The sequence below is a fragment of the Streptomyces sp. NPDC004838 genome (assembly GCF_053600955.1).
Window position 1 is genome coordinate 20,246 of record NZ_JBSGAW010000031.1, and the last position, 18,680, is coordinate 38,925.

The window sequence follows — 18,680 nt, forward strand, 5'->3', positions numbered from 1 at the left end:
TGCTGTCGGGGAAAAAATTAGATGCATGAGGAAAGGACTTACGGTGTCGCCGAGACGCGAACTGTCCGCGCCCGGATACGGGGCCCTGCCCTCCGAAGCCCCCCGAGGGCGCGGCGCGGTCGTCGCCGCGCTGATGATGGGGGTGTCCCTCGCCGCACTCGACGTCACCGTCATCTCCACGGCCGTCCCGCAGATCGTCGGCGACCTCGGCGGGTTCTCCGCCTTCTCCTGGATCTTCTCCGGCTATCTGCTCGCCGTCACGGTCACCCTCCCCGTCTACGGCAAGCTCTCCGACACCTTCGGCCGCAAACCGGTCCTGATCACGGGCATCCTCCTCTTCCTCCTCGGCTCACTGCTCTCCGCGAGCGCCTGGAACATGGCCTCGCTGATCGCCTTCCGCGTGGTCCAGGGGCTCGGCGGCGGCGCGCTCCAGGGCACGGTCCAGACGATCGCCGCCGATCTCTTCCCGCTGAAGGAACGCCCCAGGATCCAGGCCCGTCTGTCGACGGTATGGGCCGCGTCAGCGGTGGCCGGACCCGCGATCGGCGGCCTTCTCGCCACATACGCCCACTGGCGCTGGATCTTTCTGATCAACCTCCCCGTGGGGGCGGTCGCGCTCTGGCTGATCATCCGACATCTGCGGGAACCGCCCAGGGAAGTACGGCAGAAGGCCGCCGCCCGCGCCCGTGTCGACTGGCCGGGCGCGCTCACCGTCTTCGGCGCGGGCGCGCTGCTGCTCACCGCGCTCGTCCAGGGCGGCGTCGCCTGGCCCTGGCTCTCCGCTCCCTCGCTGGCGTTGCTCGGCGGCGGCGCGGCCCTCGTGGCCGCGACGGTCGTCGTCGAACGACGAGCCGCGGAACCGATGATTCCGGGCTGGGTGTGGCGGCGGCGCACCATCGCGGCGGTCAATCTGGCCATGGGCGCGCTCGGGCTCCTGATGATCGCGCCGCATGTCTTCATCCCGATGTACGCGCAGTCCGTCCTCGGGCTCGGCCCGACCCAGGCGGGCTTCGTGCTCACGGTGATGATCGTCAGCTGGCCCATCAGCTCGGCCCTGTCCAGCAGGCTCTACACTCGTATCGGCTTCCGTCTGACGGCCGTCATCGGCATCTCGCTGACCTGTCTGATCCTGCTCGCCTTCCCCTTCCTCCCCTATCCCGGCGAGCCCTGGCACCCGGCCCTGATGATGGTCCTGCTCGGCGGGGCGCTCGGCCTGTTCCAACTCCCCCTGATCATCGGTGTGCAGGCCACCGTCGAGCGTTCCGAGCGCGGCACGGCGACGGCCTCGGTCCTCTTCCACCGCCAGATAGGCCAGACCCTGGGCGCGGCCCTCTTCGGCGCGGTGGCCAACGGCGTCCTCGCGTCCCGCCTCGGCGGCGAGGGCACCGCGGACTCGGTCACCCACGCGCTCACCGACCCCGGAGCCCTCACGGCCGAGGCCGCCGACCGGGCCCGCCGCGCGGTGGACGCGGCGGTCGAACACGTCTTCCTCGGCGCGGCAGCGGCGGCGGGGGTGGCGTTGCTGGTGCTGCTTTTTGTGGCCCCGAGGCGCTTCCCGGTGCTCGACGAGGAGAGCGAACGGCCGGAGGCCGGGTCAGAGACGGGCGCGGGTACGGACTCGGGTACGGACACGGGTGCGAGTGCAGGTACGGGTGCGAGTGCGGACGCGAGTACGGACGCGAGTACGGGTGCAGGTACGGGTGCGAGTGCGGACGCGGGTACGGGTGCCGGAGCCACCGTCGGTCCGGGCGTCGGGGCAGAGCCTGCCGTACCGACGGAACCGGACACCGGACAGGGACCGGACACCGCGCGGGCACCGCGCTTCCGTAAGGAACCGGAGATCAGGTAGAGACCGGGCCAAGGTGCTCAGCACTGTGACCGGAGACGTTCACCGGCCCGCGACGCCCCGCACAGCCCTAACCGTCCGCGGGCGCGCGGCCCGTCAGCGCCGACAGGCTGTCACGTACATGGTCCATATGCGCCTGCATCTCATCGCGGGACTTCTCCAGCTCCCGCTGCAGCCGCTCCGTCTCGCGGACGGTCCGGTCCTCGGCGGTACGGGCCTGGGCGAGCAGTTCCTCGGCGCGGGCCTCCGCGTCCTCCTGGGCGTGCCGCGCGTCCTCCTCCGCCTCGGCCAGGATGCGCTTGGCCTCGGCGAGCACCGATTCGGCGCGGGCGTCGAGTTCGGCGTGCCCGGCCTCCGCCACCGCGACCCGGTCGGCGATCTCACGCTCCACCGACTCCCAGCGCTCGGCCTGCTCGGACTCCAGCCCGGAGAGCATGTCCTCGGCGCGGTCGCGCATGTCCTGCCAGCCGGCCATCGCCTCGGCCTGGCGCTCCTCAGCCTCCTGACGGGCCGCCCCCAGGGTCTCGTCCGCGTCGGCACGGGCCTGAGAGAGCACGGCCTGCGCCCGCTCCTCCACCACGGCGAGCATCGCGTCGGCCTCCTTGCGCGCCGTGCCGACGGTCGCCCGGCGCGCCTCCTCCGCGGCGTCCACCATGGCCTGAGCGTCGTCGCGGGCGTTGACGCGTACCGCCTCGCCCTCCTCCTCGGTCAGCGTCAGCAACTCCTGGGCCCGGCCGCCCAGCGACTCGTACGTCGGCGGGGCGATCGCCACGACGGCCTCGCGCAGACGGACCGCCTCCGCCTCCATCTCCTTGGCGAGGACGGTGAGACGCGCCGCGCGCTCCCAGGCCGCGTCCCGCTCCTCGGAGAGGGAGGTGGCGTAGGCGTCCGCCTCCTCCGGGTGGTAGCCACGGCGTACGACGTCGAAGCCGTGAGGCGACACCGATGCGTTACTCATCCTTCGAGCCCCTTCCGATACGACGACGTACGACGACACACAACACACATAGAGGCACGTCATGTCGCGATAGTGCGCATATCATCCAGGATGGAAGCTAAACGTTCAAAACACGACACCCTGTGATCTGGGATGACGCTCGAAAAAAGGGCGCCCGGACCGAGGTTCGGTCCGGGCGCCCTGGTGCGCTGACGCGGCTTCAGCGGGCCGTCACAGCAAGCCGTCCCACATCTGCTCGAGCAGGACCGACCACCAGCTCTCGGGTGACGCGAGAGCCGCCGGGTCGAGGGCCGCCAGATACGTCTGGAAGTCGACCGTCCAGCGGCCCGCCTGCTCCGGGTTGAGGCTGTAGCGCAGCCGCCACATCTGGCCGAGCAGCGCCATGGAGCGGACGAACTCGGGCAGCCCGGTGTTGACGAACTGCGGTGCCGTCGGCTGACCGCCGGGACCGGCCTCGACCGGGACCGCCACGATGTTCGCCGTGCCGTACTGGACGCAGATCGCCCGGCCGAAGTCATTGCCGACGACCAGGTACGAGGCCGCGTCCGGGGCGGCCGCCACCTGGCGCTGCGCCGCCAGTTCGGCGAGGGTCGGAATGACCGGCTGGGCGGGCTGCGCCCAGAAGAACGGGTTGAAGTCGCCCGGCAGTCCGGCGAAGACCAGGGTCGCCGCCACGACGTCGGGCACCCCCTGCCGCGACACAGCCCGCTGGTCGAACCGGCAGATGCCCTGCGGCCCGAAGGCGTTGAGCAGCTCCTGGGCGACCCCTTGCGGCGGGACAGGCGGAGCGGGCTGCACCTGCGACAGCGGCGCCCGTACCGGCGCGGGCCGCGCCGGGCCGTCCGCGACCTGGTGCAACTCGCCCTGGTGGGTGATCAGCTGGCGCATGCCCTGCTGCCGGCTGGCGTGGTCCCTGCCGTACGGGGCGATGCTGGTGATCCTCGCCTGCGGCCAGGTCTCCCGGATCATCCGGGCGCAGTAGCCGCCGGGCAGCTCACACGACTCCAGCTCCGTGTGCAGTTCGAGCACCTGCTGCGGCGGCACGTTCATGGCGCGCAGCTCGTGCAGGATCTGCCACTCGGGGTGCGGGGTGCCGGGGGCCGAGCGCCGGATGATCTGGGCCTCGGATCCGTCGGGCGCGCGGTATCGCAGGACGGCCTGATAGCCGGGGCCGACGGTCGGGGTTCCGGTGGGCTGCTGGGGATAGCCGTACGCCGCCGGGCCGCCGCCCTGCGAGGGCTGGGACACGCCCGGAGGCGGACCGGGAGGTCCGGGCCGGCCGGGCGTGCCCGGCGTGCCCGGCGGGGCAGGAGGTCCGGGAGGAGGCGCGCCGGGGCCGACCGGGTTGGGGCCGGCCAGCATCGTCGCCGCGTGGTGCACATCGCCGCGGGGCGGCTGGGGCGGGCCGGGGGTGCCCGGAGCGCCGGGAGCGGGGGGAGGGGCACCGGGGCCGACCGGGTTGGGGCCGGCCAGCATCGTCGCCGCGTGGTGCACGGGGTCGCCGGGCGGTGGCGTCGATCCGGGAGGGCCGGGGGGACCGGGGGGTCCCGGCGGGCCGGGAGGGCCTGGGGGAACGGACTGGCCGGAAGGACCGGACTGGCTGGACTGACCCGGGGTTCCGGGAGGGCCGGGAGGCCCAGGCGGTCCGGGGCGGGGCGGCGTGGAGCCGGACTGCTTGCCCTGCCCACCGGGAGCACCGGGAGCACCAGGAGGGCCGGGCGGTCCCGGAGGGCCGGGCGGTCCCGGAGGTCCGGGCGGCTGTGAGCCGTCGGCCCCGAGCTGCGAACTCAGCTGGGTCGGCAGATAGCCCGCCGCGGGCGCGCCGGGAGCCCCCGGCCCCGAGGGCGGCGGGGTCTGCGCGGGCCGTGCTCCCGGCGTACCGGGCGTACCGGGCGGCGGCGGGGTCGCCGAACCGCCGCCGCGCGGGCCCTGGGCTCCACGCGACAACGACGGCGCCCTGCTCGTCGCCGCGTCCGCGATGTCGGCGGCTCCGGGGGCCGCCGACGACGGCGCGGGACCGCCGGAAGCGGATCCGCCCGAGGCGGGGCTGCCGGAGACAGGACTGCCGGATCCGGGGCCACCGGCCGCCGGCCCCTGTCCGGGGCGGTGCCCGAGCGAGGGGGAGATGGCCGTCGGCGGCAGCCCGCTGCCGCCCGACATCAGCGCCGTCGGGGCGTCCGCGCCCACCGTGGGCGGTGTGTCCTCCCGGTCCGAACCGGAGATCGGCGGCGCGAACACCGTGTCGGGCAGCGGTACGGACGCGTCGTCCGGCGTCGCCGCGCTGGTGTCGTTCCAGGGCGTACGGTCCGCGGGTGTACGGCCTGCGGGCGTACGGTCCGCGGGAGCCGAGGCGGACGACCCGGCGTCGGGCCACGCCGAACCGCCGGAGGAGGAGCCTCCCAAGGACGAGTCATCCGAAGACGGGCTGACCGAGGACGAACCGCCCGACAGTGAACCGCCCAGCGACGAACCGCCCAAGGACGGACTGCCCGAGGAGGGGCCGCCCGACGAACCGGCCCCTGCCTGCGAGGCGTCGGCCACCGGAACTCCCCCGACGGGAACACCCCCGACAGGCGCACCCCCGGCCTGGACGCCGTCGGCCGGAACCCTGTCGGCCGGAACAGCGTCGGCCGGGGCGCCCGCCGGGCCGGGGGGTGTGTCCGGTCCGGAGTCCGAGGACGGCGGCCGGTCCGCGGTGCCCGCCCGGTCCGCCGCCTCTTGAAGCCACTCGGGCGGCGTGATGAGGAATGACGTCTGGTTGAGATCGATCCGCTTGGGCGGCTCGGGCGCGGCGGGGGCGGGGGCGTCCACGGTGCCGTACTCCTCCTCGTACCTCCGGATCACCTCCCCCACGGGCAGTCCGGGCCAGAGCGTCGCCTCGCCGCTGTCGCGGGCGATCACCAGCCGCTGCGCGCCGCCGTCCGAGCGGGAGCCGCCCTCGCGGTCCTCCGCCCAGACGACGAAGCCGAGGTCGAACTCCCGCACCCGCACCTCGCGGTGCTGATAGCCGGGCACATCGCCGTTGACCCACTCTTCCGCGCGCTCCTGCGCCTGTGCGAAGGTCACCATCGGAACGTCACCCCTCGTCCGAAACAGGGACGGAGCGGGCGAAGCCGCCGTCCACCATCAGCCTCGCCACCGTCTCCAGCTCGGGCGGATTGCCCGCGAGCCGCTGGAGGAAGGCGTCGAAGTCGTCGCCGCACGGCAGCAACAGCCGTTCCACGCGGTCCTGTACCGGCCACCCGTCCCGGTCGCGCGCGTCGTCGTACGCGCAGAACCAGACCGAGCCGGGCCGCTGCCCTCTGACCTGGACGGCGAGGATGCCGCCCTGAACGAACGCGATGCCCAGATAGTCCTTGGTCAGATGGTCCCGCAGGCACTTGTTGACGTACACGAGGTCGTTGACCCCCGCCTCGTCCCTGACGGTGAAGAACGGCTGGTCCACCAGGAGCCCCAGCTCCGCGTCGAGGGCCACCCCGACCGGGGCGCAGCCACCCGCGGCCTTGAGGAAGGTGCGGTACGCGCCGGGGAGCCGGTACCCCAGGTCCTCCTCCACGCCGAGGAGTTGCTGCTCGCTGACGGAGACGGCGCTCTTGGGCAGCCCGAAGTGGGCGGGCCGGGTCTCCTGGAGGGGGCGGGTGCCTCGTTTGGACTGGTCGACGGCGGTGGTCGCGAGTCCGCCGTGGTGTCTGAGCAGCGCCTTCACCTCGACCGGGACCAGTTCGACGCGGCGGGTGCCGCGGACGTGGTGCCAGGTCCAGCCGTGCGGAGTGGCGACGGCGGGGATGGTGTCCCACAGTTCGTGGCCCACGGCGTGCAGCGCCGCGTTCGCGGACACATAGTCCGTGAGGCGGAGTTCGTCGATGCCGAAGCCCGCCGGAGGGTCGGCGATCTCCGCCACGGCGCGCGCGTACGGCGAGAAATCCGGGTAGCCGTCGGCGTCCACCCGCACCCCTCTGGGGTGGCGGGAGGACCGTACGGGGTCCGGGAAGTTCACGACCTGACCGGCGTAGGCCGCGTTCGGCGGCGCGGCCTGTCCCCGGGGGCCGGGTGGTGCCCCCAGCCCTTGCCGACCTGACGTCATGGCTATCTGCCCCCTGCTGGCTTCTGGCTGTTCGGGACAGCCTAAGCGGTGCGGCAAGAGCGGGAGTCCGCCCTTCCGCGGCCCCTTCCGGCCCCGAACGCGCCCCTGCCCCGCACCCCGCCGCCTCCGCCGTCCCATGCCCCCTTTCCGTCCCCTTCCCACCCCCCTTTTCCGCCCTCTGTCCCTTCCTTGCCGGTCCCTGGCGGTCCCTGCCGATCCCTGCCGGTCCTTGCCGTTCCCCGGCGGTCCCTGCCGGTTTCCGCTCCCCTGCCCCCTCCGAAACCGTCCCGGCCGTCACGAACCGTCACAGCCGAGTGACCGAACGCCGACGGACGGGCACGTTTCAGCGCCCCAGCTTCCACACCCTGCACAGCATTTGGCAGGCTGTTCGCAACTCGGGGGGAGTGCACTGGAGGGGACGACAGCACCATGCACACAGCGCAACCAAGCACACAGAGCGACACGGGTGATCCTCGTCTCAGCTGGAGTGGCGACGATGAGACGCCTCCGCCCGCGCTGAACCACCGGCGGGACGGCATCCTGCCCGCCGTCGCGGCGGCCCTCTCCGTCCGCGGTGAGACGCTCACGTCCACCGCCGGGAAGGGCGACCAGCCGCCCGCGCTGCACCCGCTCGTTCAGGACTTCCTCGACACGCTCACCAGCGGCCAGCGTGAGCGTTTCACCGGCCGCTGCCCGGAGGCGATCCTGCTGTCGCGCCATCTCACGGCGGCGGACGGCAAGCGCTCGAAGCGGGCGCGGCGGAAGCCGCTGACGTACAGCGAGGCGAAACGCGCGCTGAAGCAGGCCAAGCTGACGGCGCGCAGAATCCGCGAGGACGGCGACCCGCTGCACGGCAGTTACGCCCCGCCCTGCCGTTCCTGTACGGCGATGCTCGACCACTTCGGGGTACGAGCCGTGGACCCCACCGCCTCCGAGAACGGCTGAACCTTCCTTGTCAGAGAACCTGAGTACGACCCGTTTCCCGGTCACCGTCGACGCCGCGCTGCGCGAGGCGGGCTGGCAGCCGGGCCGCTGGGACATCAAGCTGGCCGAGCAGTGGGCCGACGCGCTGCGTGCGTACGAGTCCCCGGCGGGGCACCGGCATACGGTCTTCCCCGCGGCGGTGGAGGCATGGGCGGAGTTCGGCGGTCTCCGGATCGCCTCCCTCGGCCCCGGCCGGCAGACGGCTCCGCCGCTCGTCCGCGTCGATCCGCTCGCGGGCCTCCATCTGGCACGCACCCTCGCGGACCTCGGGCGGGCTCTGGAGACGGAGGTCTCGCCCCTCGGGATGGAGGGCGAGGACCAGGCGGTCCTCGCGATCGACCTCGACGGCCGGGTCTACAGCGTGGACCACACGGGTGACTGGTACCTGGGCGCGGACATCGACCAGGCCCTGACGCTGCTCCTCCTCGGCCTCCAGCCGAAGCGACTGAGCCTGAGCTGACCCACCCACGAAGGGCCGCCGGGGTCTCGCGTTCGGTTCAGGGAGCGGGGCCGCGGTGGAGCCACCTAAGAAAGCGGCCTCGCGGGCAGGACCGCCGAGACGCGGAAGCCGCCCGTGTCCGTGGGGCCCGAGACGAAGACGCCCCCGAGCGCCAGGACGCGTTCCCGCATGCCCAGCAGCCCGTTGCCCCCGCTCGGCAGATCCGCGCCCCGCGCGTCCCCGGCGGCGTCCGGCGCACCGTTCTCGACCTGCATGGCGATCTCGGCGGCGCGATGCGCGAGGCGGATCATGACTTTGGCCCCGGCGGCATGCTTGTGGACGTTGGTGAGGGCCTCCTGGACCACGCGGTAGGCGGTCTGCTCGACCTCGGGCGCGTACGCCCGCGCCTCGCCCTGGACGGCCATTTCCACGACCGTTCCGGCCTGCCGGGACTGGTCGACGAGGTCGCCGACGTCGGCGATGGACGGCCCGTCGTCCGCTGCCGCCGCGGCGGCTGCCGCGGCCGCCGCGCCCACCGCGGCGAGGGGCACCGGCGCGGCCCGTTTCGCTTCGCTCTCACCCTCGCGCAGGACGCCGAGCATCTCGCGCAGTTCGGTGAGCGCCTGCCGGCCCATGTCCCCCACCAGCGCCGCGTTCTTCACCGCTTTCTGCGGGTCCTTCAGCGCGACCGCCTGGAGCGCGGCCGCGTGAACGACCATCAGGCTCACCCGGTGGGCCACGACGTCGTGCATCTCGCGGGCGATCCGGGTCCGTTCCTCCGTACGCGCCCACTGGGCCCGCTCTTCGGCCCGGTCGGCGAGGAGGGAGAGTTCCTGTTCCAGGCTGTCGGCACGCTCCCGCAGGCTCTCCATCAGCCGGCGCCTGGCGCCTATGTAGAGGCCGAAGAGAACCGGCGGCAGGGCCATGCCGATGGCGACGAAGCTGGCCAGCAGGGGTACGTACCAGTCGCCGGGCTCCTGGAAACCGGAGTTCCGTACGTCCTGGCGGACCTGGACGCCGACGGCGATGAACACGGCCACCAGCGACATGCCCGTCAGCGTCCCGATGATGCGGCGCGGCACCTCGGACGCTGCCAGCGTGTACAGCCCGACGAACCCCATCAGATAGCCCATCTCCGCGGGCGCGACCGCGATCGAGACGAGGACCACGGCTATCGGCCACCGCCGCCGCAGAACGAGGACGGATCCGGCGATCAGCCCCAACAGCACCCCGAGCGGTCCGGGAAACCCCGCCCCGTCCGCGAATCTCGCGCCCTCCAGGGCGCACTCGAAGGCGGAGACGAGGCCGAGCCCCACATCCAGCGCGGCGCTCCGCCGCCGTCCCCACCACAGCCAGGCACGGGTGGGTGTGCCCGTGGCGTCCTGCTGTGCCCCCGTTGTGGTCATGTACTCCACCCTACGGGCGGGTGCCACCGAATATCCCGTCGGTTTTTCTCGGAGTGGGGTGAGAGCGGGAGCGCGCCGGGGGCGGCCGGAGCCGGCACCGCCCCCCGATGGAAGACTCGCGGAAGACTCGTGGAAGGCGCATCGAAACGCATCGAGACGCACCGTCGAGTAACGGCAAGTACGGGCAGGCACCGGCAAGTACCGGAAAGCACCGTCGCGGCAGAGGCGCGTGGTACGGCATAGTAGGGGCTGCCCCGGTGATGCCGACCACGGAAAACTGGACATAATCACCTATAAGCGGGCGTGCCTTCCCAGGTCGTCTAATGGCAGGACAAATGGTTTTGGTCCATTGAATGAGGGTTCGATTCCTTCCCTGGGAGCGTTCAAGGGCGGGTCCTGACCGGTGACGGTCGGGACCCGTCCTCATTTCGTCGGCGAAACCCACCGGTATCCTTCGGGTGTCCACCACCTGAAGCCGAAGGGCATACCCGTGAGCGCCAATCGCCCGGCCGCCGTCGTCGTCCTCGCAGCGGGTGAGGGCACCCGCATGAAGTCGAAGACTCCCAAGGTCCTGCATGAAATCTGCGGGCGATCACTCGTCGGACATGTCGTCAGCGCCGCTCGCGAACTGGACCCCGAGCAGCTCGTCGTCGTCGTCGGCCACGCGAGCGAGCGGGTCAAGGCACATCTGGCCGAGCAGTACGCGGGAACCCGCACCGCCCACCAGGCCGAGCAGAACGGCACCGGACACGCCGTCCGCATGGGCCTCGAAGAACTGACGCAGGACGGCATGCTCACCGGCACGGTCGTCGTCGTCTGCGGCGACACACCGCTGCTCTCGGGCGAGACCCTGACCGCCCTGGCGGCCACCCACGCCGGCGACGGCAACGCGGTCACCGTGCTGACCGCCGAGGTGCCCGACTCGACGGGGTACGGCCGGATCGTGCGGGACGCGGCCACGGGCGCGGTCACCGCGATCGTGGAGCACAAGGACGCCGACGACGAGCAGCGGGCGATCCGGGAGATCAACTCCGGGGTCTTCGCCTTCGACGGGGAGCTTCTCGCGGACGCGCTCGGCAAGGTGCGCACGGACAACAGCCAGGGCGAGGAGTACCTCACCGACGTGCTCGGCATCCTGCGCGCGGCCGGTCACCGGGTCGGCGCGGCCGTCGCGGCCGACCACCGCGAGATCGTGGGCATCAACAACCGCGTCCAGCTCGCCGAGGCGCGCAGGCTCCTCAACGAGCGGCTGCTGGAGCGGGCGATGCTGGCCGGGGTCACCGTGGTCGATCCGGCGTCGGTTTTCGTCGATGTCACCGTCACTTTCGAGCCAGACTCGATCATTCACCCGGGCACCCAGCTGCTCGGAGTCACCCATCTCGGCGAAGGCGCCGAGGTCGGTCCCAACACCCGGCTGCAGGACACCGTCGTCGGAGCCGGGGCGCGGGTGGACAACGCGGTCGCCGAGTCCGCCGAGGTCGGCGAGGGAGCGTCCGTGGGCCCGTTCGCCTATCTCCGCCCCGGTACCCGGCTCGGGGTGAAGTCCAAGGCCGGCACGTATGTGGAGATGAAGAACGCGACGATCGGCGAGGGCACCAAGGTCCCTCATCTGTCGTACGTCGGGGACGCGACGATCGGCGAGTACTCGAACATCGGCGCCGCCAGCGTCTTCGTGAACTACGACGGCGAGGCCAAGCACCACACGACGATCGGCTCACACTGCAAGACGGGTTCGGACAACATGTTTGTGGCACCCGTCACGGTGGGGGACGGCGCCTACACCGCCGCCGGGTCCGTCATCACCAAGGACGTACCGGCCGGTTCATTGGCCGTCGCACGTGGCCAGCAGCGGAATATCGAGGGTTGGGTGGCCCGGAAGCGGCCCGGAAGCGCGGCCGCGCAAGCAGCTGCCGCGGCCACTGACAAGGCCATCGACGAGAACTGACCGGAAACAGGTGCGCCGAACTCGGCGTACCGTGATACGTGCACACAAATTCGGCTGGCTCGCGTCCGCACGCCCTGTGCTGCCCCGCGCGGCCAGAGATCACCTCTGAGGAGACAATCCTGTGACCGGGTTCAAGACGACCGGCGAGAAGAAACTGATGCTCTTCTCCGGCCGCGCACACCCCGAGCTGGCCGAGGAAGTCGCACATCAACTCGGTGTCGGTCTGGTGCCGACCAAGGCGTTCGACTTCGCCAACGGTGAGATCTACGTCCGCTTCCAGGAGTCCGCCCGCGGGGCGGACTGTTTTCTGATGCAGAGCCACACGGCTCCGATCAATAAGTGGATCATGGAGCAGTTGATCATGATCGACGCTCTGAAGCGGGCTTCCGCCCGGAGCATCACCGTGATCGTGCCCTTCTACGGCTACGCCCGTCAGGACAAGAAGCACCGCGGCCGTGAGCCGATCTCCGCCCGGCTGGTCGCCGATCTGATGAAGACGGCCGGAGCGGACCGGATCCTCACGGTGGATCTGCACACCGACCAGATCCAGGGCTTCTTCGACGGCCCGGTCGACCACCTCTTCGCGCTGCCGATCCTCGCGGACTACGTGGCGGCGAAGGTGGACCGCAGCAAGCTCACGGTCGTCTCCCCGGACGCCGGCCGTGTCCGGGTCGCCGACCGCTGGTGCGACCGGCTGGGCGCACCGCTGGCGATCGTCCACAAGCGCCGCGACAAGGACGTCGCCAACCAGGTGACCGTCCACGAGGTCGTCGGCAATGTCTCGGGCCGGATCTGCGTCCTGGTCGACGACATGATCGACACCGGTGGCACGATCTGCGCCGCCGCCGACGCGCTCTTCGCCAATGGCGCGGAGGACGTCATCGTGACGGCCACGCACGGCGTGCTCTCCGGGCCTGCCGCCGACCGCCTGAAGAACTCCAAGGTCAGCGAGTTCGTCTTCACCAACACGCTGCCCGACCCGAGCGATCTGGAGCTGGACAAGATCACGGTCCTGTCGATGGCCCCGACGATCGCCCGCGCGGTGCGCGAGGTCTTCGAGGACGGTTCGGTGACGAGCCTCTTCGAGGAAGAGGCGTGACGGCACGGGCCTGACAGGCCAGGCGGGCCAGGCGTTACGGGCCGGACTTGGACGACACCGCCCGCCGGTGAGCAGCACCGGCGGGCGGTGTCGTCTGTCCGGGGAGTGTCGGTACGGCTCCCGGATCCGGGCACGGAGCGCTGCCTTCCGGCCCGCCCGTGATCGATTGGGCCGACCGGGGCGGCCATGCGTAGACTGTCCGGGTTGCTCGGCGAGGGAGGCCGCACACAGGTGCGGCGGTCCGTTATCGACGCGCTCTTCGCAGCAGGCGTAGCAGGCCATTCATGGCCGGGTGACCATCCGATTCCGTCTGTTGTACGAGGAGTGCACATGTCCGAGGTGAAGCTTGCCGCCGACATCCGGAGCGAGTTCGGCAAGGGAGCGTCCCGCCGCGTCCGCCGTGCCAACCGGGTTCCCGCCGTTCTGTACGGCCACGGCACCGACCCGGTCCACATCACCCTGCCGGGCCACGAGCTGCTGCTCGCGCTCCGTACCCCGAACGTCCTGATCTCGCTGGACATCGAAGGCCGCAGCGAGCTGGCCATCCCGAAGGCCGTGCAGCGCGACCCGCTGAAGGGCTTCCTGGAGCACGTCGACCTGCTCCTGGTGAAGCGCGGCGAGAAGGTCACCGTCGAGATCCCGGTCCAGGCCGAGGGCGACCTGGCCCCGGGCAACTTCCTGCTGGAGCACGTGCTCAACACGCTGACGGTCGAGGCCGAGGCCACCCGCATCCCCGAGTCGGTCACGGTCTCCGTCGCCGGTCTCGAGGCCGGTGCGTCCGTGCTCGCCAAGGACATCCCGCTGCCGTCCGGTGCGACGCTGGCCGTCGACGGGGAGACCGTCGTCCTCCAGGTCCTGGCCGCGCAGGCCGAGGAGCCGGCCGCCGAGGGCGAAGCGGCCGAGGGCGAGACCGCCGAGGCGTGATCCCTCCGGGGAGGTCGGCGGTTCTCGTAGCGAACCGGCCCTCGCGGGCCGAGACGTCACCCCGCCGGGGGTCGGCGGCCCTCGGAACGAACCGGCCCTCGCGGGCCGAGACGTAACCCGGCCGGGAAGACCGACCGTCACAGTCCTCCCGGACGACCGGCGAACCCGTCCTCGGGAGCCGAGGTGCTGCGGGCCCGGCCCACGGAGACCCGGCCCGCGGATGTCCCGGCCCGCGGAGTCCTGATCCTTTCGGAGGGCGGGACCTCGGGGTCGGCCCCGACGGAGGTCCGTGGATCCGACCGGGGCCTCCCCCGGCCCGGACTTCCGGGCTCGGGAGCCGGGCCCGAGGGTCAGCCCCCGGGAACCCGGCCGGGCCGGGTTCTCCGGGCCGGGCCCGCGAGCCGGCTGACCCGCGTTCCCGGCCGCGGTGCAGCATGTTCCTCCCGCCGGGTCCGCGAGCCCGCGCCCGCGGGCGCACGGCCCGCTTTCCGGATTCCCGATGGAGACGCGCAGATGACGACCGACGCGAACGCCCCCTGGCTGATCGTGGGCCTCGGCAACCCCGGACCCGGCTATGCCGCGAACCGGCACAATGTGGGCTTCATGGTCGCCGACCTGCTCGCCGAGCGCATCGGTGGCAATTTCAAGCGGGCGCAGAAGGCGCAGGCGCAGGTCGTCGAGGGGCGCATCGGTCCGCCCGGCCCGGCGAACCGGCGGGTGGTGCTCGCCAAGCCGATGTCGTACATGAACCTCTCCGGCGGGCCGGTGACCGGACTCCGCGACTTCTACAAGGTCCCGACCGCGAACATCGTGGCGATCCACGACGAGCTGGACATCGACTACGGCACGCTTCGGCTGAAGCTCGGCGGCGGTGACAACGGTCACAACGGTCTGAAGTCGATGACCAAGGCGATGGGCCCGGACTACCACCGGGTACGGTTCGGCATCGGCCGCCCACCCGGTCGGATGCAGGTCGCCGACTTCGTGCTCAAGGATTTCTCGGCCACCGAGCGCAAGGAACTGGACTACTTCGTCGACCGTGCCGCGGACGCCGTGGAGTCTCTGGTGACGGAGGGCCTGGAGCGCGCCCAGAGTACGTACAACTCCTGACAAGTCCCCCCTTGCCCTTGGTTGACTGACCGCGGTCATATACCCAAGGATCGCGCTCCATGACGCGCCCCAAGAAGCGGAACCGCTCACACCGCGCCCTGGCCCATGGTCGCCATGCCGTGGTGGGCGCTCTCACCGTACTGCTGCTGGCGGCCGGTTTCCGGGCGTCGTGGGGCACGGCGCAGCATGTGATGCTCGCCAAGGGACGGGAGCACGGCACACTCACCGTCTCCGGCTGCGGGGAGACGACCTGTACGGGCCCGTACGACCCCGAGGGCACACCGTTGCCGCTCTCCGGCATGACGATCGAGAAGTCGGTCGCGGTGAAGAAGGGGGCGGTGCTCCCGGTCGTCGTGAAGCCCGGCACCCGTGAAGTGGTCCGCGACGACAGGGGCGGCGCGTTCCATGCCTGGATGCCCCTCGGCGGGGCCATGCTGCTGGCATCCCTGCTCATCGGCGGCGGCCTCCGCCTCACGCGGTTCGCCTGGGCGACGGCGGCGCTGGGCGGCGCGCTCCTGGTGGCCGCGTTCGTCACGCTCTGAACGTCCTCCGAGACGCCCCCGGTCGGTCGGCAGCGGTGTCCCCTGACGGGGACGGAGTATCCGGACACGGCGCTGCCCGGCACGCAGGAGCGTGCCGGGCAGCGCCGCGTCGGTACAGGCCCGAGGCGGGGGCGCGCTGGGGCGCGGGGGCCCCGGGAGGCGCGAGGGCCCGCAGGCCCAAGGGCCCGGGGGCGCAGGCCCTGCGGCCCAAGGGCCGGGGCCCGTTCGCCGTGGCGTGCCGCACGCCCGGCCTCCCCTGTGCCTCGGAGTCCGGGCGGCGCGAGCGCCCACCCCGGAGAGCCCGACTCCAGAAAGCCCCGGCCCGCAAGGCCCAGCCCCGCAAGCCCCGGCCCGCAAGGCCCGGCCCCGCAAAGCCCAGCTCCAGAAGCCCCGGCCCGGAGGGCCCCGCCCCCGCTCAGCCCGTGTTGCGCAGGCCCGCCGCGACGCCGTTCACCGTCAGCAGCAGCGCCCGCGACAGCAGGGGGTCCGCTTCCTCTCCGCGCTCGGCCGCACCGCGCTGGCGGGCCAGCAGCGAGACCTGGAGGTAGGAGATCGGGTCGAGATAGGCGTCCCGGATCGCGAAGGTCTGCTGGAGCACCGGGTTGGAGTCGAGGAGCCGCTCACCGCCGGTGACCTTCAGGACCTCGCTGACCGTCAGCGCGTGTTCGGCCTCGATCGTGGCGAAGACGTGCTTCAGCTCCTCCGGGACCAGGGTGTCCACATAGTGCCGCGCGATCCTCAGATCCGTCTTGGCGAGGGTCATCTCGACATTGGCCAGGAAGTTCCGGAAGAAGTGCCAGTGCTCGTGCATCTCGTCCAGCACCGTGTCCAGACCGGCTTCCCGCAGCGCCTTGAGGCCGGAGCCGACCCCGAACCACCCCGGCACGATCTGCCGGGACTGCGTCCAGCCGAAGACCCACGGGATCGCCCGCAGCCCGTCGAGCCCGGCCCCGGAGTCCGGGCGGCGCGAGGGCCGGGAGCCCAGGTGGAGTTCGGCGAGCTGGTCCACCGGCGTGGAGGCGAAGAAGTACGCGGGCAGATCCGGGTCCTCCACCAGGCGGCGGTAGGCGCCGTGGGCCGCGTCGGAGACCGTGTCCATCGCCGCGTCCCAGCGCGCCAGCGCCTCGTCCGACTGGCGGGGCGCGGTGTGCAGGGCGGACGCCTGGAGCGTGGCCGCGACGGTCAGCTCCAGGTTCTCCCTGGCCAGCGACGGGATCAGATACTTGTCGGAGATGACCTCGCCCTGCTCGGTCACCTTGATCTCGCCCTCCAGCGTGCCCCACGGCTGCGCGAGGATCGCGTCCGCCGACGGGCCGCCGCCACGGCCGACGGTGCCGCCGCGGCCGTGGAAGAGCCGCAGCCGTACGCCGTGGCGGTGCGCGACGTCGCGCAGCCGCCGCTGCGCCCGGTGGATCTCCCACTGCGAGGTGGTGATGCCGCCGAACTTGGAGGAGTCCGAGTAGCCGAGCATGACCTCCTGCACATCGCCGCGGAGCGAGACGAGCCGGCGGTAGGACGGATCGGAGAGCATCTCGTCGAGGATGACGTCCGCCGCGCGCAGCTCGTCCGTGGTCTCCAGCAGCGGCACGATGCCGATCTTCGCCCAGCCCCCGTGAAGGTCGAGCAGTCCGGCCTCGCGCGCCAGCACGGCCGCCGCGAAGACGTCGTCGGCGCCCTGGCACATGGAGATGATGTACGACTCGATGACCTCGGGCCCGAAGCGTTCGAACGCCTCCTTGACCGTGTGGAAGACGCCGAGGGTCTTCTCCCCGGCCGCGTCCAGCGGGGCCGGGGTCGGCGCGAGCGGCCTGCGGGAGCGCAGCTCCTTCGCGAGCAGCTTCTGCCGGTACTCGCGCGGCATGTCCGCGTACCGCCAGGACTCCTCGCCCAGCCGGTCGAAGAGCTGGCCGAGCGCGTGGTGGTGGGCGTCCGCGTGCTCGCGTACGTCCATGGTGGCGAGCTGGAGCCCGAAGGCCGCGAGCGTACGGATCGTCCGGTCCATGCGGCCGTCGGCGAAGAGCCCGCCCCGGTAGGCGCGCAGCGAGGTCTGGATCAGGGTGAGGTCGGCGATCAGCTCGGTGGTGCCGAGGTAGTCGCGGCCCGGCTCATGGGGGGTGCCCTTGGCGAGGCGCTCGCGGGTGTGGACGAGCTTCTGCTGAATGCAGGTGGCCTTGAGCCGGTAGGGCTCCTCCGCGTTGAGCCGCTTGTAGCGGGGGCTGATCTCCGGCAGCAGCTCCAGGTCGGTCTGGAGGGATTCGAGGAGTTCCTCGGTCGCCCCGGCGTAGCGGATGGAGTTGGAGAGCAGCCCGCGCAGGGAGTCGACGAGTTCGAGCGCGTCGGTGATGCCGTGCTCGTGCTGGAGGATCAGCACCTCCCAGGTCACGGCGGGCGTGACGTTGGGGTTGCCGTCGCGGTCGCCGCCGATCCAGGTGCCGAAGGTCAGGGGGCGAGTGCCGGCGGGCAGTTCGACGCCGATGCGCTCCAGCTCGGCGGCGAGGTCCTCCAGGACGTCGCCGACGGCGCCCACGTGCAGCTCGTCGAGGTAGTAGATGGCGTTCCGCGCCTCGTCGGCGGGCTCGGGGCGCGCGACCCGGAGCTCGTCGGTCTGCCAGATCAGGTCGATGTTCTCGGCCAGCCGGAGATCGAGGCGGCGGCGGTCGGCCGGGCCCGCGTCCGTCTCCAGCAGCTCGGCGATACGGCGCAGCTTGTTCAGCACCGACCTGCGGGCCGCCTCGGTGGGGTGGGCGGTGAACACCGGCCGTACGTTCAGATTGCCGACCGTCTCACGCAGATGCTCGGGATCGGCGTCCTTGAGCAGATCCGCGGTACGGGCCAGCAGCCCGCCCTCGGCGGCACGCCGTTCGCGCATCTCATGGCCGCGGTGCACCTGCTCGGTGACATTGGCCAGATGGAAGTACGTGGAGAACGCGCGGACGAGCTTGGCCGCGGTCTCCAGGTCGGTGTCGCCCAGTAGCTGTGCTGCTGCCTCGCCGTCGCTGCGGGTCAGGGCCCGTACCCGCTCGACGAGGTCGAGCAGGTCATGGCCTTCCTGGCGCACGATCGTCTCGCCGAGGAGGTCGCCCAGTCGGCGGATGTCGGCCCTGAGTTCGGCGCTGGCGGTAGGGGTCTGGTCGGCACTGCTCACAGGTGCGGCTCCTTGCAGTGTTTGAGCACGTCTGGAGGGGTACTGGAGGCTGCGGACCGCGCTGTCCGACACGACCAGGATAGGTGTCCGTCGCCTGACGTCGTCCCCAGGGGCTCTTGCCGCCACGCCGCGCACTGCCATACTTACGTTGCCGTAGGTTACGGAACCGTAGCCAGGCCCGAATGCGCGTCTATCGCC

The 18,680-nt window shown here is 71.8% G+C and carries 13 protein-coding genes and 1 tRNA gene; 9 read left to right on the forward strand and 5 right to left on the reverse strand.

Annotated elements, in window-relative coordinates:
* The first annotated feature begins 25 nt into the window (after nt 1-25).
* Nucleotides 26-1,849: an MFS transporter gene (locus tag ACWEFL_RS29230; RefSeq protein ID WP_451718066.1), complete on the forward strand. Its 1,824-nt coding sequence runs from the start codon at nt 26-28 to the stop codon at nt 1,847-1,849.
* A gap of 67 nt (nt 1,850-1,916) precedes the next feature.
* Here the strand turns inward: ACWEFL_RS29230 and ACWEFL_RS29235 are convergent, their stop codons facing one another.
* The 3 genes from ACWEFL_RS29235 to ACWEFL_RS29245 all read right to left on the reverse strand — a co-directional run bounded on the left by ACWEFL_RS29235 (nt 1,917) and on the right by ACWEFL_RS29245 (nt 6,888).
* Entirely contained in the window at nt 1,917-2,804 is an 888-nt protein-coding gene (locus tag ACWEFL_RS29235; RefSeq protein WP_451718069.1) for a cellulose-binding protein, read from the reverse strand.
* 210 nt (nt 2,805-3,014) lie between these two features.
* Nucleotides 3,015-5,873, reverse strand: a complete 2,859-nt coding sequence (locus tag ACWEFL_RS29240) for an SUKH-4 family immunity protein (protein WP_451718071.1) — start codon at nt 5,871-5,873, stop codon at nt 3,015-3,017.
* Between the two features lie 7 nt (nt 5,874-5,880).
* Nucleotides 5,881-6,888, reverse strand: a complete 1,008-nt coding sequence (locus tag ACWEFL_RS29245; protein ID WP_451718074.1) for an SMI1/KNR4 family protein — start codon at nt 6,886-6,888, stop codon at nt 5,881-5,883.
* A gap of 429 nt (nt 6,889-7,317) precedes the next feature.
* Between ACWEFL_RS29245 and ACWEFL_RS29250 the strand changes: the two genes are divergently transcribed.
* Together ACWEFL_RS29250 and ACWEFL_RS29255 are read left to right on the forward strand one after the other, a co-directional pair.
* A complete protein-coding gene (locus ACWEFL_RS29250) occupies nt 7,318-7,833 on the forward strand; it encodes a YwqJ-related putative deaminase (RefSeq protein ID WP_451718077.1) in 516 nt (171 codons plus the stop codon).
* A gap of 7 nt (nt 7,834-7,840) precedes the next feature.
* Nucleotides 7,841-8,332 carry an SUKH-3 domain-containing protein gene (locus tag ACWEFL_RS29255; RefSeq protein WP_451718080.1) on the forward strand — a complete coding sequence of 164 codons (492 nt, stop codon included), beginning with the start codon at nt 7,841-7,843 and terminating at the stop codon, nt 8,330-8,332.
* A 65-nt stretch (nt 8,333-8,397) separates the two neighbouring features.
* On the opposite strand, the gene ACWEFL_RS29260 is transcribed toward ACWEFL_RS29255, so the two are convergent.
* Nucleotides 8,398-9,717 carry a sensor histidine kinase gene (locus ACWEFL_RS29260; RefSeq protein WP_451718083.1) on the reverse strand — a complete coding sequence of 440 codons (1,320 nt, stop codon included), beginning with the start codon at nt 9,715-9,717 and terminating at the stop codon, nt 8,398-8,400.
* Nucleotides 9,718-10,026: 309 nt separating this feature from the next.
* Here ACWEFL_RS29260 and ACWEFL_RS29265 point away from each other — a divergent pair.
* From ACWEFL_RS29265 to ACWEFL_RS29290, 6 genes are all read left to right on the forward strand, one after another.
* Nucleotides 10,027-10,097 (forward strand) — tRNA-Gln (locus ACWEFL_RS29265).
* Between the two features lie 110 nt (nt 10,098-10,207).
* Nucleotides 10,208-11,662, forward strand: coding sequence for a bifunctional UDP-N-acetylglucosamine diphosphorylase/glucosamine-1-phosphate N-acetyltransferase GlmU (gene glmU, locus ACWEFL_RS29270; protein WP_451718085.1), 1,455 nt, complete (start codon nt 10,208-10,210; stop codon nt 11,660-11,662).
* A 121-nt stretch (nt 11,663-11,783) separates the two neighbouring features.
* The gene (locus ACWEFL_RS29275; RefSeq protein WP_451718088.1) at nt 11,784-12,761 is read left to right on the forward strand and encodes a ribose-phosphate diphosphokinase; all 978 of its coding nucleotides are present in this window, start codon (nt 11,784-11,786) and stop codon (nt 12,759-12,761) included.
* A 330-nt stretch (nt 12,762-13,091) separates the two neighbouring features.
* Nucleotides 13,092-13,685, forward strand: a complete 594-nt coding sequence (locus ACWEFL_RS29280) for a 50S ribosomal protein L25/general stress protein Ctc (protein ID WP_451718091.1) — start codon at nt 13,092-13,094, stop codon at nt 13,683-13,685.
* A gap of 513 nt (nt 13,686-14,198) precedes the next feature.
* Nucleotides 14,199-14,795, forward strand: coding sequence for an aminoacyl-tRNA hydrolase (gene pth / locus ACWEFL_RS29285; protein ID WP_451718094.1), 597 nt, complete (start codon nt 14,199-14,201; stop codon nt 14,793-14,795).
* 59 nt (nt 14,796-14,854) lie between these two features.
* A complete protein-coding gene (locus tag ACWEFL_RS29290; RefSeq protein ID WP_451718097.1) occupies nt 14,855-15,337 on the forward strand; it encodes a hypothetical protein in 483 nt (160 codons plus the stop codon).
* Nucleotides 15,338-15,752: 415 nt separating this feature from the next.
* Here the strand turns inward: ACWEFL_RS29290 and ppc are convergent, their stop codons facing one another.
* On the reverse strand, nt 15,753-18,482 hold the full coding sequence (ppc, locus tag ACWEFL_RS29295; protein WP_451718100.1) for a phosphoenolpyruvate carboxylase: 2,730 nt from the start codon (nt 18,480-18,482) through the stop codon (nt 15,753-15,755).
* Nucleotides 18,483-18,680 lie beyond the last annotated feature (198 nt).

Excerpts from the sequence above, each read along its gene's own strand:
- pth (WP_451718094.1), top strand. The coding sequence starts at position 14,199 with ATGACGACCGACGCGAACGCCCCCTGGCTGATCGTGGGCCTCGGCAAC.
- ACWEFL_RS29280 (WP_451718091.1), top strand. The coding sequence starts at position 13,092 with ATGTCCGAGGTGAAGCTTGCCGCCGACATCCGGAGCGAGTTCGGCAAG.
- ACWEFL_RS29250 (WP_451718077.1), top strand. The coding sequence starts at position 7,318 with ATGCACACAGCGCAACCAAGCACACAGAGCGACACGGGTGATCCTCGT.
- ACWEFL_RS29260 (WP_451718083.1), bottom strand. The coding sequence starts at position 9,717 with ATGACCACAACGGGGGCACAGCAGGACGCCACGGGCACACCCACCCGT.
- ACWEFL_RS29245 (WP_451718074.1), bottom strand. The coding sequence starts at position 6,888 with ATGACGTCAGGTCGGCAAGGGCTGGGGGCACCACCCGGCCCCCGGGGA.
- ACWEFL_RS29290 (WP_451718097.1), top strand. The coding sequence starts at position 14,855 with ATGACGCGCCCCAAGAAGCGGAACCGCTCACACCGCGCCCTGGCCCAT.
- ACWEFL_RS29240 (WP_451718071.1), bottom strand. The coding sequence starts at position 5,873 with ATGGTGACCTTCGCACAGGCGCAGGAGCGCGCGGAAGAGTGGGTCAAC.
- ACWEFL_RS29235 (WP_451718069.1), bottom strand. The coding sequence starts at position 2,804 with ATGAGTAACGCATCGGTGTCGCCTCACGGCTTCGACGTCGTACGCCGT.
- ACWEFL_RS29230 (WP_451718066.1), top strand. The coding sequence starts at position 26 with ATGAGGAAAGGACTTACGGTGTCGCCGAGACGCGAACTGTCCGCGCCC.